Source organism: Paracoccus laeviglucosivorans, assembly GCF_900182695.1.
Lineage (GTDB): Bacteria > Pseudomonadota > Alphaproteobacteria > Rhodobacterales > Rhodobacteraceae > Paracoccus > Paracoccus laeviglucosivorans.
The window spans coordinates 41189-54926 of sequence record NZ_FXTK01000023.1; the positions used below are offsets into that span (position 1 = coordinate 41189).

Below are 13738 nucleotides of genomic sequence, written 5' to 3' on the forward strand. Positions count from 1 at the left end.
AATCGAGCCATGTTGAACAACGCTGAAATTCTGTCCCACCTCGCCAATCGGCAAAAGAACTTTTCGCTGTCGCGCGAACTTTACAGCGACGCGGGCGTGCTTCAGGCCGATCTGGAAAACATCTGGTATAAGGAATGGCTGTTCGCCGTTCCCGCCTGCGAACTGCCGAAAACCGGCAACTACGCCACGCTGCAGATCGGTGCCTATCCGGTGCTGATCATTCGCGGCGGCGACGGCAAGGTGCGCGCCTTCCACAACGTCTGTCGCCACCGGGGGCAGCGCCTTTGCTCCAAGCCCAATGGCTCTACGGCCAAACTGGTTTGCCCCTATCACCAGTGGACCTATGAGCTTGACGGCAAGCTGCTATATGCCCGTGATATGGGCGACGATTTCGAGCCTTCGAAATTCGGTCTGAAAGCGATCCATTGCGTCGACATCAACGGAATGGTCTTCATCTGTCTGGCCGAGGTGCCGCCCGCAATCGGTGATCTGGCCAAGCAGCTGATGACCTATCTGGCGCCCTCGGCGCTTGCTGATTCCAAGATCGCCTTCTCCTCGACCATCGTGGAAAATGGCAACTGGAAGCTGGTCATCGAAAACAACCGCGAATGCTATCACTGCGGCGGTTCGCACCCCTCGCTGTGCCGGACCTATTCGGACAACCCCTCCATGACCGCGATGGAAGGGCCGGACAGCGCCAGCCCCGACATTCTGGACCACTGGAAGCGTTGCGAAGAGGTCGGCCTGCCCTCGCGTTTCGTCAACCATCCCAAGATGCAGTGGCGTCTGGCGCGTATTCCGCTGCTGAACAACGCTGAAAGCTATACGCTTTCGGGTAAGGCGGCGTCGGCCAAGCGCATGGGCCAGATGCCGTTCAACGACGCGGGCAGCTTGCTGTTCTTCCACTATCCGAACACCTGGAACCATTTCCTGGCCGACCATGCCATCGTGTTCCGCATTCTGCCGATTAGCCCGACCGAAACGCAGGTCACCACCAACTGGCTGGTTCACAAGGATGCCGTCGAAGGCGTCGATTACGATATCGAAACCTTGACCCGTGTCTGGCTGAACACCAATGACGAAGACCGTCAGGTCGTCGAGGAAAACCAGAAGGGCATCCTGTCCCCGGCCTATGAGCCCGGCCCCTATTCGATGATCCAGGAAGAGGGCGTGGTCCAGTTCGTGGACTGGTATTGCGACAAGATGACTGAGCGTCTGACGCCCAGCCCGGCGATGGCGGCGGAATAATGGCGGTCCACATCAAGGCTTTCGGCGACAGGCCGTGGCGTGACGACGAGCCGCTGGAATGTGCGATGGTGGTGCCCGAAACCTCGGACACGGCCACCTTTACCTTCCGCTCGCCCTCGGGGGCGTGGTTCGATTATCACCCTGGCCAGTTCGTCACGCTGGATCTTCCGGTCCCCGGCGGGAACGTGCAGCGCACCTATACGATCAGTTCCAGCCCGTCGCGGCCTCTGTCGATCTCGGTCACGGTCAAGGCGCAGTTTGACAGCATCGGGACGCGCTGGATGCTGGATCACCTGCGTCCGGGCATGAAGCTGAAGGCATTCGGGCCTGCCGGGATCTTCAGTTTCGTCCGGCACGAAGCCCCGAAATACCTGATGATCTCGGCGGGATCGGGCATCACGCCGATGATGTCGATGACGACATGGGCTTGGGACTCCGGTGAAATGCCGGACATCGTTTTCGTCCACGCAGCGAAAGCCCCCAGCGAAATCATCTTTCGCCAGCGGCTTGAACAGATGGCCGACCGCGTGCCTGGCCTGCAACTGCGCTTCACGGTCGAGGAGAACGACCCCTTCCGCGCATGGCACGGTTATCGCGGGCGTCTGAACCAGATCATGCTGGGCCTGATGGCACCGGATTATCTGGAGCGCGAGGTGTTCTGCTGCGGCCCCGAACCGTTCATGCAGGCCGTGCGTGACATGCTGGTCGCCCTTGGCTTCGACATGGATCGCTATCATCAGGAAAGCTTCGGCGCGCCGGTCCGCAACGAAGCCGAAGCGCCCGAGATCGACGATGTGGTCCCCGATGAGGCAAGTCAGGCGCAGGTCACCTTCTCGGCTTCGGGCGTTACGGCGAAATGCCACGAGACGGATACCGTGCTGGCTGTCGCCAAGGCCAATGGCCTGAACATCCCGTCGGGCTGCACCTTTGGCCTTTGCGGCACCTGCAAGGTGCGCAAGACGGCGGGCGATGTGCACATGGTCCATAACGGCGGCATCACCGATGAGGACATCGAAGAGGGCTATATCCTTGCCTGCTGTTCCAACCCGATCGGGTCAGTGACTGTCGAAGTCTGACCGATGTGTTCTAAAAAACATATCGAATAACAAACACTTGAGGGCGCGCCAATTCGGTGCGCCCTTTGCCGTCGCGGTTGACAGAACGGCTGGCCCAGAGTCATCCTTTCCCCGTACCTATCTATATGACAGGCAAAGGAGGGCACGATGAACATCGACCTCTCACGGCGCGGCTTTATGAAGCTGGCCGGTGCGGGTGTCGCGGCAACCTCGCTTGGGGCTATGGGTTTTGGTGAAGCAGAGGCGGCAGAGGCGGCGCATGTGCGTGCCTTCAAGCTGGCCTCGACGACCGAAGTGCGCAACACCTGCACCTATTGCTCGGTCGCCTGCGGCATCCTGATCTATTCCAAGGGCGATGTGGCTGCCGGCGAAAAGGCCGAGATCGTCCATATCGAAGGCGATGCCGACCACCCGACGAACCGTGGCACGCTTTGCCCGAAAGGTGCGGCGCTGAAGGATACGGTTCACGCCCAGACCCGGCTGACCGAACCCCGCATCCGCCGCCCCGGCGCGGATCGGTTCGAATCGATCAGCTGGGATGAGGCACTGGACAAGATCGCCCGCGCGTTGAAGGACGACCGCGACACCAACATGATCCTGCAAAACGATGCGGGCGTGACGGTGAACCGCTGGACGACCACAGGATTTCTGGCCGCTTCGGCCACCACGAACGAAACCGCATGGCTGACCTACAAGACGGTACGCGCCATGGGGATCGTAGGATTCGATAATCAGGCGCGCGTCTGACACGGCCCCACGGTGTCCAGTTTGGGCCCGACATTCGGCCGCGGAGCGATGACCAATCCCTGGACCGACATCAAGAACACCGATCTGGTGATCGTGATGGGCGGGAATGCCGCCGAAGCCCATCCCTGCGGCTTCAAATGGGTGACCGAGGCAAAGGCGCATCGTGGCGCCAAGCTGATCGTGGTCGATCCGCGCTTTACCCGCACCGCGTCGGTTGCGGATTACTATGCCCCCATCCGGCCCGGATCGGACATCGTGTTCCTGATGGCCGCGATCAACTGGATGATCCAGAACGACAAGGTGCAGTGGGAATACGTCCGCAACTACACCAATGCCGCGCTGATCGTGAAAGATGAGTTCGGCTGGCAGGACGGGCTTTTTTCCGGCTACGACCCGGAAAAACGCGACTACGACAAATCAAGCTGGGATTACGTCATCGGCGATGACGGCTTTGCCGCGATCGACATGACGCTGGAAAACCCGCGCTGCGTCTGGAACCTGCTGAAAGATCACGTCTCGCGCTATACGCCCGAACTCGTCGAACAGGTCTGCGGCACGCCCAAGGACCGGTTCCTGAAGATCGTGCAGATGATCGGGGAATGCTCGGCCACCGACAAGGCCATGACCTCGATGTATGCCCTTGGCTGGACCCAGCATTCCAAGGGGGCGCAGAACATCCGCGGCATGGCGATGTTGCAGCTGATCCTTGGCAATATCGGCGTCCGGGGCGGCGGCATGAACGCGCTGCGCGGCCATTCGAACATTCAGGGGCTGACCGACATTGGCCTGATGTCGAACCTGATCCCCGGCTACCTGAACATCCCGACCGAGAAGGAGGCGGACTGGACGACCTACATGTCCAGCCGCCAGTTCAAGCCCTTGCGTCCGGGCCAGACCAGCTATTGGCAGAACTATCCCAAGTTCATGGTCAGCTTCATGAAGTCCATGTGGGGAAGTGCTGCGACTGCGGAAAACGACTGGGCCTATGACTGGCTGCCCAAGCTGGACGTGCCCGCCTATGACGTGCTGCGCATGTTCGAGCTGATGAATGCCGGGCAGATCACCAATTACTTCTGCCAGGGCTTCAACCCGATCCTTGCCTTCCCGAACCGGGGCAAGGTGACGGCGGCGCTGAGCAAACTGAAACTGCTGGTCACCATGGACCCGCTGGAAACCGAGACGGCGCATTTCTGGGAAAACCACGGCGAATATAACGACGTGGACACCGCCTCGATCCAGACCGAGGTGATCGAACTGCCCACGACCAGCTTTGCCGAGGATGACGGCTCACTGGTCAATTCCGGGCGTTGGCTGCAATGGCACTGGGCGGCGGGCACGCCCCCCGGTCAGGCGCAGCGCGACACCTGGATCATGGCGCAGATCTTCCAGCGGGTGCGCAAGCTGTATCAGGACGAAGGCGGCGTGCTGCCCGAACCGATTCTGAACCTGACATGGGACTATGCCGACCCGCTTGATCCGACAGCCGAGGAACTGGCGAAGGAGATGAACGGCCGCGCGCTGGCCGATGTCTATGACCTGACCGACAAGACCAAGCTGGTCGCCGCTCAGGGCAAGCAGCTGGCGAATTTCGGACAGTATCGCGACGACGGCTCGACCATGGGTGGCTGCTGGATCTTTGCCGGCTGCTGGACCGAGGACGGCAATATCATGGCGCGGCGCGACAACAGCGACCCCGATGATACCGGGACTTATCTGAACTGGTCCTTCTCATGGCCGATGAACCGGCGGATCCTGTATAACCGCGCCTCGGCCGATCTGGAGGGCAAGGCGTGGGATCCCGCCCGCAAGCTGATCGAGTGGAACGGCGAGAAGTGGGAGGGTTACGACGTGCCCGACATCTCGCCCACGGCCAAGCCCGGCGATGTCGGCCCCTTCATCATGAATCAGGAAGGCATGTCCCGCCTGTTCACGCGCGGGCTGATGCGGGATGGGCCGTTCCCCACCCATATGGAGCCGTTCGAAAGCCCCATCCCCAACGTCTTCAACGAAAAGATGGTCGGCAATCCGGTGGCGCGGGTCTTCGTCAGCGATGCCGAGCAGTTCGGGACCAGTGACGAATTCCCGTTCGTCGCGACCTCGTATCGCCTGACCGAACATTTCCACTATTGGACCAAGCACAACCGCATCAACGCGGCCCTTCAACCCGAATTCTTCGTCGAGATCAGCCCCGAACTCGCCGCCGAAAAGGGCATCGCGAAAGGCGGCACGGTGCGGGTCTGGTCCAAGCGCGGCTCGATCACGGCCAAGGCACTGGTCAGCCGCCGCCTGCGGCCGCTGCAATGCGGGGACAAGCTGGTGCATGTCATCGGCATCCCGCTGCATTGGGGCTTCATGGGCGCCGCCCGCAAGGGCTTTGGGCCGAACAGCCTGACCCCCTTCGTCGGCGACGCCAATATCGAGACGCCGGAATACAAGGCGTTCCTTGTGAATATTGAGCCAGCGACGACGGAGGCGGTGTCATGACCACAGACCCGAATGTCGACAGCCCACGGACGGCGGTATCCAATCCGCCGATCCAGCCGATGAAGGCGAACCTTGGCGCGGGGGATGTGATGCGCGCCTCGGCCATGCCCGATCTTGCGCCGCCGGAACGCGAACTGACCCCTGTGGCCAAGCTGATCGACGTGTCGAAATGCATCGGCTGCAAGGCCTGCCAGTCGGCCTGCGCCGAATGGAACGATACCGTCCCCGAGATCGAACATAACGTCGGCATGTATGAAAACCCGCATGACCTGACGCCCGACATGTTCACGCTGATGCGGTTCACCGAATACGACAACCCGGATACCGGCGAATTCGAATGGCTGATCCGCAAGGACGGCTGCATGCATTGCGCAGACCCCGGCTGCCTCAAGGCCTGCCCCGCCCCCGGCGCTATCGTGCAATACACGAACGGTATCGTGGACTTCATCCACGACAACTGCATCGGTTGCGGCTATTGCGTGACCGGCTGTCCGTTCAACATCCCGCGCGTCAGCAAGGCCGACCACAAAAGCTATAAATGCACCCTGTGTTCGGACCGGGTGGCCGTGGGTCAGGGTCCGGCCTGCGCCAAGGCCTGCCCGACGCAAGCCATCGTCTTCGGCACCAAGGAGGATATGCTGACCCATGCCGAGGCGCGGGTCGAGGATCTGAAATCCCGCGGCTATGACAATGCGGGCATCTATGACCCCGAAGGCGTCGGCGGCACGCATGTGTTTTACGTGCTGCACCATGCCGACAAGCCCGCGCTGTATTCCAACCTGCCCGAGGCGCCCCGCATCTCGCCTGTGGTCGAGGGCTGGAAGGGCGCAACCAAGACCGTCGGTCTAGCAGCCATCGGTCTGGCGGCGGTCGGCTCGATCCTGCACGGGCTGCTGGGCCGCGCCAATCAGGTCAGCGCCGCCGAGGAGCATGAGGCCGAGGAACTGGTCGAACGCAGCGAAAGGGATGCATGATGGCACGGCGCATCTATTCCCAGTCGGGCGACCATATCGAAACCACCGCCCCCGTCACGGTCAGCCGCTATCGCGGCTTCACCCGCGCGAACCATTGGGTCACGGCCGCCAGCCTGATCGTGTTGCTGCTGTCGGGTATGGCGCTGTTCCACCCCTCGCTTTATTTTCTGACCGCGCTGTTCGGCGGCGGGCAGGTCACGCGCTGGCTGCACCCCTTTGTGGGCATCCTGCTGTTTCTCAGCTTCCTGATCCTGTTCCTGCAACTGTGGCGGCTGAACCTGCCCCGCCCCGAAGATGCCACATGGGTCAGCCATATCGGCGATGTCGTGCGCGGCGAGGAAGAAAAGCTGCCCGAGCTTGGCAAGTATAATGCCGGGCAGAAATTCATCTTCTGGGGCATGTCGGCGCTGATCGTGGTGCTGATCGGCTCGGGCGTGATGATCTGGGAACAGTATTTCCCGCAGCTCGTTTCGATCCCGGTGCGCCGGGTGGCCGTGCTGGTGCATTCGCTGGCGGCGGTGGCGATCATCCTGATCTTCATCCTGCATGTCTATGCCGCGATCTGGACGCGTGGCACGCTGCGGGCCATGACGCGTGGCACCGTGACCGGCGGCTGGGCATGGCGGCACCACCGCAAATGGCTGCGTGAACTGGCTGGACGCGAAAAGCGCGACCCGGCAGAATAATTGAAACAGGTGGCCGGTCCGGCCTGGGAATGCCATGAATACCAAACCCGACCCCTCGATGATCGGTGGCGTGGCCAAGGTGCCTCTGGCCCGCCTGCCCGACCCGGTGGCACTGTTCACCACCCGAGCCGAGCGTTTCGGATTTCTGGCGCGGCACAATCCCAATCTTGCGGGCTATCTGCGCTTTCTGGGCGGCATCGCCCGCGCGCAGGCTGCGGTCGCAGGCAGTCTGCCCGAACCGCCCGCGCCCGAAGGGATCGAGCTTGCCCGCGCGAACCATATGCCGCCCTTGGATCGCAACCGGATGCATGCCGGTCTTTCCGCCGCGCTGGATGCGCTAATCGGCGAATTGACCGCGCTGGATATGCCCGCCCCCGCGCGATTGGCGCTGGATGCGCTGCGCGATGCCGGACCTGCCGATCGCGACTGGGTGCTGACCAATGTGCTGACCGACAGGATTCCCGAAGACAGCGTGGCCCCGCATCTTTTCGCCGCCGCTGCGCTTCAGGTCCATGCGGCGATGTTGGCTGCGATGCTTCACGTGGAACAACTGGTTGCGATCCGCACCGGAACCTGCCCCGCATGTGGGGGCAGGCCCGCCGTCAGCCTTGTGACCGAAAACATCGGGGCCGAGGGTGCGCGCTACTGCGCCTGCGCCACGTGTCAGACGCTTTGGAACGAAGTTCGCGTGAAATGCACCAGCTGCGGATCGACCAAGGGCATCACCTATCGCTCGGTCGAGACCGAAGACGCGACCGTCAAAGCCGAGTGCTGTCGCGAATGCGGCCATTGGGTCAAGATCATGTATCAGAACAAGAACCCCACGCTTGAGGCGATGGCCGATGACGTGGCCAGCCTTGGTCTGGATCTGATGATGCGCGACACGGAATGGGTACGCGGCGGGTTCAACCCTTTTCTGGTGGGGTATTGATGGACCTGCGCGCCCTGCCCTCGGTTGATCGTCTGCTGGCGGATGCGGCCCCGCTGATCGACGGGCATGGCCGCGCCACCGTCACCGATGCGCTGCGGGCGGAACTGGCGCGTATCCGCAATGATCGGCCCGATCCGCTGCCGGATACCGCAGCTATCCTGACCGCCGCCGCCGCCGCCCTGACGGCGCAGGCGCAATCCAATCTGCGCCCGGTCCTGAACCTGACCGGGACCGTCCTGCACACCAATCTGGGTCGCGCGCTTTTGGCCGATGCCGCCATCGATGCCGCAACCGCTGCAATGCGCGCGCCCGCCGCGCTGGAATTCGATCTTGATACCGGCGGGCGCGGCGAACGCGACAGCCATCTGCGCGCCCTGCTGTGCGAATTGACCGGGGCCGAGGATGCCACCGTCGTCAACAACAATGCCGCCGCCGTGCTGATCGTGCTGAACACGCTGGCGCTGGGGCGCGAGGTCGTGGTGTCGCGTGGCGAGCTGATCGAAATCGGCGGTGCTTTTCGGATGCCCGCGATCATGGAGCAGGCGGGCTGCAAACTGCGCGAGGTCGGCACGACGAACCGCACCCATACCAAGGACTACCGTGACGCGATCGGCCCCGATACCGGCCTGCTGATGAAGGTGCATACCTCGAATTACCGGATCGAGGGCTTCACCAAGGAAGTTCTTGCCCCCGAACTGGCCGAAATCGCGCATCAGGTCGGGCTGCCCTTGGTCAACGATCTTGGCTCGGGGACGCTGGTCGATCTGCGCCGCTGGGGTCTTGCGCCCGAACCCACGGTGGCCGACGCGGTGGCCGAGGGCGCGGATGTCGTCACCTTTTCGGGCGACAAGCTGCTGGGCGGGCCGCAGGCAGGTTTCATCGTCGGGCGGCGTGACATCATCGCGCGGATCAACAGGAACCCGCTGAAACGCGCCCTGCGTCTGGACAAGATGCGCATCGCCGCGACCGAGGCGACGCTGCGCCTTTACCGCGACCCCGACCGTCTGGCCGAGCGCCTGCCAACCCTGCGCATGTTGTCCCGTCCCGAGGCTGAGATCCGCGCGCAGGCCGAGCGCCTTGCCCCGCAGGTGGCGGCGGCGCTTGGCTGTCAGGTGCGCGTCACCCCTTGCCAAAGTCAGATCGGCTCGGGTGCATTGCCAACCAAGACGATCCCCAGCGCCGCCCTTGCCCTGACCCCCGACCCCGAAGGGCTGGCCGCCCACCTGCGTGTCCTGCAAACCCCGATTATCGGGCGCATCCATGACGGCGCGTTGATCCTAGACCTGCGTTGCCTGACCGACGACGCAGCGCTGCTTGACGCGCTGACATGATCGTCGGCACGGCGGGCCATATCGATCACGGCAAGACCGCGCTGGTCAAAGCCCTGACCGGCATCGACGCCGACCGTCTGGCCGAAGAAAAGGCACGTGGCATCACCATCGACCTTGGTTTTGCCTATGCCGACCTGGGTGCGGACGCGATCACCGGTTTCATCGACGTGCCGGGGCACGAGAAATTCGTCCATACCATGCTGGCCGGCGCGGGCGGCATCGATCTGGCGCTGCTGGTCATCGCCGCCGATGACGGCATCATGCCGCAAACGCGCGAACATCTGGCGATCCTTGACCTGCTGGGCATCAACCGCGGCATCGTCGCACTGACCAAGGCCGACCTTGCCGATGATGATGATCGGATTGCGCGACTGACGGTGGAAATCGACGATCTGCTGACGGGGACGACGCTGGCGGGCAGCCCCGTCATCCCGGTCTCGGCCCTGACCGGCGCAGGTGTGGACATACTGCGCAAGACCTTGGCTCAACAGGAAACCATGACGCTGGCCCGTGCAACCGATCACCGCTTTCGCATGGCCATCGACCGCAGCTTCACCATTTCCGGCGCGGGAACGATCGTCACCGGCACCGTGCTGTCGGGCCGTGTTACGGTGGGCGATCAGATTGCCATCAGCCCCTTGGGCCTGTCCGCTAGGGTGCGGGGCATCCATGCGCAAAACCGCAAGGCCGATGCCGGGTTGGCGGGGCAGCGTTGTGCCCTGAACCTGACCGGCCCCGCACATCACGACATCCGTCGCGGCGATGTGGCGCTGGACCCGGTGCTGCACGCGCCGACCCAGCGTATCGACGTGATGCTGCGCGTCCTGCCATCCGAGCCGAAGTCGCTGACGACATGGTTCCCTGCCCGCCTGCATCTGGGTGCCGCCGAAGTCGGTGCGCGGATCGTGCCGTTGCAGGGGCCGCTGCAACCCGGCGACAATGCCTTGGCGCAGATCGTGCTGGACCGCCCCGTCGCCGCGACCGCCGGGGAACGCTTCATCCTGCGAGACGTGTCGGCCCGCAGGACCATCGGCGGCGGTCACCTGATCGACCTGCGCCCGCCCGCCCGCCGCCGCGCCCGGCCCGAGCGACTGGCGATCCTGCACGCCATGCATTCTTTGCCTGTGTTGGCGAACCTGACGCTGGTGGATTTGGAAGCCTATGCCCGTGACCATGCGCGGGCAGCGCTGGATACAAGCGAAATCGCCTTGATCCCCGGAACACGTCAGGCGCTTGCTCCGGCCCGCCTCGACGCCTTGCGCCAGCGGATGCAGGACGAACTGGCAGCGTTCCATCTGGAATACCCCGATCTGCAAGGCATGGGCCGTGAACGCCTGCGCCTGATCCTGACGCCGCGCATCCCGAAAACCGATTTCACCGCCTTTATCCGGGCCGAAGCTGCGGTCCAGCGTATTGCACTGGACGGTGCCTTCGTCCGCCTGCCCGGTCACCTGCCCCGCCTGTCCGACGCGGATGAGGCGCTGCTGGCGCAGATCATGCCGCAGCTTGGCGGCGAAACGCGTTTCCGTCCGCCACGTGTGCGCGATTTCGCAGGAAGTCTGAACGCGGATGAGCCTGAAATCCGCCGTATCCTGCGCATGGCTGCGCGACAGGGCCGCGTCGATCAGATTGCACATGACCATTTCTTTGCCCGCGCCACCACGGTCGAAATGATCACGATCCTTTGCAACCTTCCCGTGGATGACGGCTGGTTCACCGCCCCTGCCTTTCGCGACTGCATGCAGAACGGGCGCAAGGTGGCGATCCAGATTCTCGACTTTTTCGACAGGCTCGGTCTAACCTTGCGTCGCGGCGATCTGCGGCGCATCAATCCACACCGTATCGACATGTTCACACCGGACAGGTCGGACTGAAGGAATTGGAAGGGAATCGTCCCCGGTGGGGCGGCCGGACTTCAAATCCGGTTGAGGCAGCGAGCCTGTCTCGGGTGGGTTCGACTCCCATTCCCCTCCGCCAATAAAGGGATAGTGATGCAACGTATGACGCTAGGAAGCAGCGGTGTCGCGGTCAGCGCGGTATCGTTGGGAACCATGACATTTGGCAACCAAACCGATCTGGCCGACGCACAGATGCAGATGGACATGGCGCTGGATGCGGGGATCACGTTTCTTGATACCGCGGAAATGTATCCTGTAAATCCCGTGCGCCGCGAAACCGTTGGCCGCAGCGAGGAAATCATCGGCGAATGGCTGGCCAGCCGCGGCAATCGCGACCGGGTCGAGATCGCGACCAAGGTTTCGGGCCCCAGCGACAAGGTGCGGCGCGAGGGGTTCAATGGCGCGATCATCCGCCAGACCATCGACGCCTCGCTGAAGCGGCTGCAAACGGACCATATCGACATCTATCAGCTGCACTGGCCGGTGCGCGGCAGCTATTGCTTTCGGCAGAACTGGCGCTACGACCCCTCGAAGCAGGATCGCCAGGCTACGCTGGACCACATGGCCGATGTGCTTGGCGCAATCGCCGAGGCGCAGAAGGCTGGCAAGATCCGGGCCTTCGGCCTGTCGAACGAATCCGCCTGGGGCACGGCCCGCTGGATCGACGTGGCCGAACGCATCGGGGCGCCCCGCGTCGCGACCATCCAGAACGAATATTCATTGCTGGCAAGGCTTTATGATACCGATCTGGCCGAAACCGCGGTGAACGAGGACGTGACGCTTCTGGCCTATTCCTGCCTTGCAGCGGGTCTGCTGACCGGGAAATACGTGGGTGGCACCCCGCCCGAAGGCAGCCGCGCCGCCGTCGATCTGGCGACCGGCGGCCCCGGCGATCTGGGCGGCCGCCGCAGCAAACGCGCACCCGATGCGGTCGCGGCCTATCACGCGCTGGCCGGGCAGTTGGGGCTTGATCCGATCCATATGGCGATTGCCTTCACCCGGCAGCGGCCCTTCAAGTCGATCCCGATCATCGGCGCGACCTCGCGCGAACAGCTGGCCCACCTGATCGCCGGCATCGACCTGGTCCTGTCAGACGACGCGCTGCGCGAGATCGACCATGTGAACAAGGACCACCCGCTGCCCTTCTAACGCCACGGCACCATTGGCAGCGGGCCGCCCGCCGGGCAACCTGCTGCCAAACCACCGGAGGATCCCATGCTACCGCCCATCCTTGCCAATCTGCGCATTCCCGTCGTCGCCTCGCCCATGTTCATCGTCTCGGGGCCGGATCTGGTGATCGCGCAATGCAAGGCCGGGATCGTCGGCAGTTTCCCGGCGCTGAACGCCCGCGAAAAAGATGGTGAGCCGCCCTTGCTGGATGCATGGCTGACCCGCATCGCCGAGGAACTGGACCGCCACAACCAGTCCAATCCCGACCATCCCGCAGCACCCTTCGCGGTGAACCAGATCGTGCATCGCAGCAATGCGCGGCTGGAACGCGACATCGAGATCTGCCACCGCCACAAGGTGCCGATCTGGATCACCAGCCTTGGCGCCCGCCCCGAGGTGAACGCGGCAGCCCATGATTGCGGCGGCATCGCGCTGCATGACATCATCAACAACACCTTTGCCCGGAAGGCCATCGACAAGGGCGCAGACGGGCTGATCGCGGTGGCGGCGGGCGCGGGCGGCCATGCCGGGCCGCAATCGCCATTTGCGCTGATCCAGGAAATCCGCGCATGGTTCGATGGGCCTTTGCTGCTGTCGGGTGCGATCGCGACGGGGCGCGCGGTGCTGGCGGCTCAGGTGATGGGGGCGGATCTGGCCTATATCGGCAGTCCGTTCATTGCCACGTCCGAGGCGAATGCCGTCAATGATTACAAGCAGATGATCGTGTCGTCAGGGGCCGAGGACATCGTGAATTCGAACCTGTTCACCGGCATTCACGGCAATTACCTTGCGCCTTCGATCCGCAACGCCGGGCTGGACCCCACGGGTCTGGAAACCTCGGACCCGTCGGCCATGAACTTCAATTCGGCAAAGGCTTGGAGCCAGATCTGGGGGGCGGGCCAAGGGATCGGCGCGGTGTATGACGTGCAGCCAGCGGCGGCTATGATCGACCGGCTGGCTGCGGAATATGCGCAGGCGAAACAGGCGGTGGCCGCGCTTTAGGCCGCTTCGCGCCGCTGCGCCAGCCAGTCCTGCACCGCTTGGCGCTGTGCCACCGTCATCCTCAGGCCCAGCTTTGTTCTTCGCCACAGGACGTCTTCTGCGGTTGTTGCGAATTCGTGGGTTGTGAACCAGCGCAGCTCGGCCTCGGTCAGGCCGGCGCCGAAGTCGCGGCCAAGGTCGGTGGCGTCAGA

General features: G+C 63.3%; 12 protein-coding genes and 1 tRNA gene. 12 read left to right on the top strand and 1 reads right to left on the bottom strand.

Translation table 11 applies throughout. The features are described from left to right. The first annotated feature begins 9 nt into the window (after positions 1–9). The 12 genes from FN835_RS17955 (at position 10) to FN835_RS18000 (ending at position 13547) form a co-directional block, all read left to right on the top strand. Entirely contained in the window at positions 10–1248 is a 1239-nt protein-coding gene (locus FN835_RS17955) for an aromatic ring-hydroxylating oxygenase subunit alpha (protein WP_142664620.1), read from the top strand. After that, entirely contained in the window at positions 1248–2324 is a 1077-nt protein-coding gene (locus FN835_RS17960) for an FAD-binding oxidoreductase (protein WP_142664621.1), read from the top strand. Before FN835_RS17955 ends, FN835_RS17960 begins: the two co-directional genes overlap by 1 nt. 147 nt (positions 2325–2471) lie before the next feature. After that, a complete protein-coding gene (locus FN835_RS21945) occupies positions 2472–3071 on the top strand; it encodes a molybdopterin-dependent oxidoreductase (protein WP_221930469.1) in 600 nt (199 codons plus the stop codon). Between the two features lie 12 nt (positions 3072–3083). After that, positions 3084–5555 (top strand): formate dehydrogenase-N subunit alpha, encoded by a 2472-nt coding sequence (fdnG, locus tag FN835_RS17965; protein ID WP_484217489.1) that lies wholly within the window; start codon positions 3084–3086, stop codon positions 5553–5555. Continuing rightward, on the top strand, positions 5552–6529 hold the full coding sequence (gene fdxH, locus FN835_RS17970) for a formate dehydrogenase subunit beta (protein ID WP_142664623.1): 978 nt from the start codon (positions 5552–5554) through the stop codon (positions 6527–6529). Before fdnG ends, fdxH begins: the two co-directional genes overlap by 4 nt. Continuing rightward, positions 6529–7215: a formate dehydrogenase subunit gamma gene (locus FN835_RS17975; RefSeq protein WP_142664624.1), complete on the top strand. Its 687-nt coding sequence runs from the start codon at positions 6529–6531 to the stop codon at positions 7213–7215. Before fdxH ends, FN835_RS17975 begins: the two co-directional genes overlap by 1 nt. 34 nt (positions 7216–7249) lie before the next feature. Beyond that, positions 7250–8146, top strand: a complete 897-nt coding sequence (gene fdhE / locus FN835_RS17980; protein WP_142664625.1) for a formate dehydrogenase accessory protein FdhE — start codon at positions 7250–7252, stop codon at positions 8144–8146. After that, entirely contained in the window at positions 8146–9477 is a 1332-nt protein-coding gene (selA, locus tag FN835_RS17985) for an L-seryl-tRNA(Sec) selenium transferase (RefSeq protein ID WP_142664626.1), read from the top strand. The genes fdhE and selA overlap by 1 nt, the downstream gene beginning before the upstream one ends. Beyond that, a complete protein-coding gene (selB, locus tag FN835_RS17990; protein WP_142664627.1) occupies positions 9474–11351 on the top strand; it encodes a selenocysteine-specific translation elongation factor in 1878 nt (625 codons plus the stop codon). Before selA ends, selB begins: the two co-directional genes overlap by 4 nt. Positions 11352–11358: 7 nt before the next feature. After that, positions 11359–11454: transfer RNA gene (locus tag FN835_RS21335), tRNA-Sec, on the top strand. 14 nt (positions 11455–11468) lie between these two features. Beyond that, the gene (locus FN835_RS17995; protein WP_142664628.1) at positions 11469–12524 is read left to right on the top strand and encodes an aldo/keto reductase; all 1056 of its coding nucleotides are present in this window, start codon (positions 11469–11471) and stop codon (positions 12522–12524) included. A 66-nt stretch (positions 12525–12590) separates the two neighbouring features. After that, positions 12591–13547, top strand: a complete 957-nt coding sequence (locus tag FN835_RS18000; protein WP_142664629.1) for an NAD(P)H-dependent flavin oxidoreductase — start codon at positions 12591–12593, stop codon at positions 13545–13547. Here FN835_RS18000 and FN835_RS18005 read toward each other — a convergent pair. After that, a partial coding sequence (locus FN835_RS18005) for a glycerol-3-phosphate dehydrogenase C-terminal domain-containing protein (RefSeq protein ID WP_281285422.1) occupies positions 13544–13738 on the bottom strand: 195 nt, incomplete at its 5' end. The genes FN835_RS18000 and FN835_RS18005 overlap by 4 nt on opposite strands.

Coding starts and splice junctions, on each gene's coding strand:
- FN835_RS17955 (WP_142664620.1), top strand. CDS start 10: ATGTTGAACAACGCTGAAATTCTGTCCCACCTCGCCAATCGGCAAAAG.
- FN835_RS17960 (WP_142664621.1), top strand. CDS start 1,248: ATGGCGGTCCACATCAAGGCTTTCGGCGACAGGCCGTGGCGTGACGAC.
- FN835_RS21945 (WP_221930469.1), top strand. CDS start 2,472: ATGAACATCGACCTCTCACGGCGCGGCTTTATGAAGCTGGCCGGTGCG.
- fdxH (WP_142664623.1), top strand. CDS start 5,552: ATGACCACAGACCCGAATGTCGACAGCCCACGGACGGCGGTATCCAAT.
- FN835_RS17975 (WP_142664624.1), top strand. CDS start 6,529: ATGGCACGGCGCATCTATTCCCAGTCGGGCGACCATATCGAAACCACC.
- fdhE (WP_142664625.1), top strand. CDS start 7,250: ATGAATACCAAACCCGACCCCTCGATGATCGGTGGCGTGGCCAAGGTG.
- selA (WP_142664626.1), top strand. CDS start 8,146: ATGGACCTGCGCGCCCTGCCCTCGGTTGATCGTCTGCTGGCGGATGCG.
- selB (WP_142664627.1), top strand. CDS start 9,474: ATGATCGTCGGCACGGCGGGCCATATCGATCACGGCAAGACCGCGCTG.
- FN835_RS17995 (WP_142664628.1), top strand. CDS start 11,469: ATGCAACGTATGACGCTAGGAAGCAGCGGTGTCGCGGTCAGCGCGGTA.
- FN835_RS18000 (WP_142664629.1), top strand. CDS start 12,591: ATGCTACCGCCCATCCTTGCCAATCTGCGCATTCCCGTCGTCGCCTCG.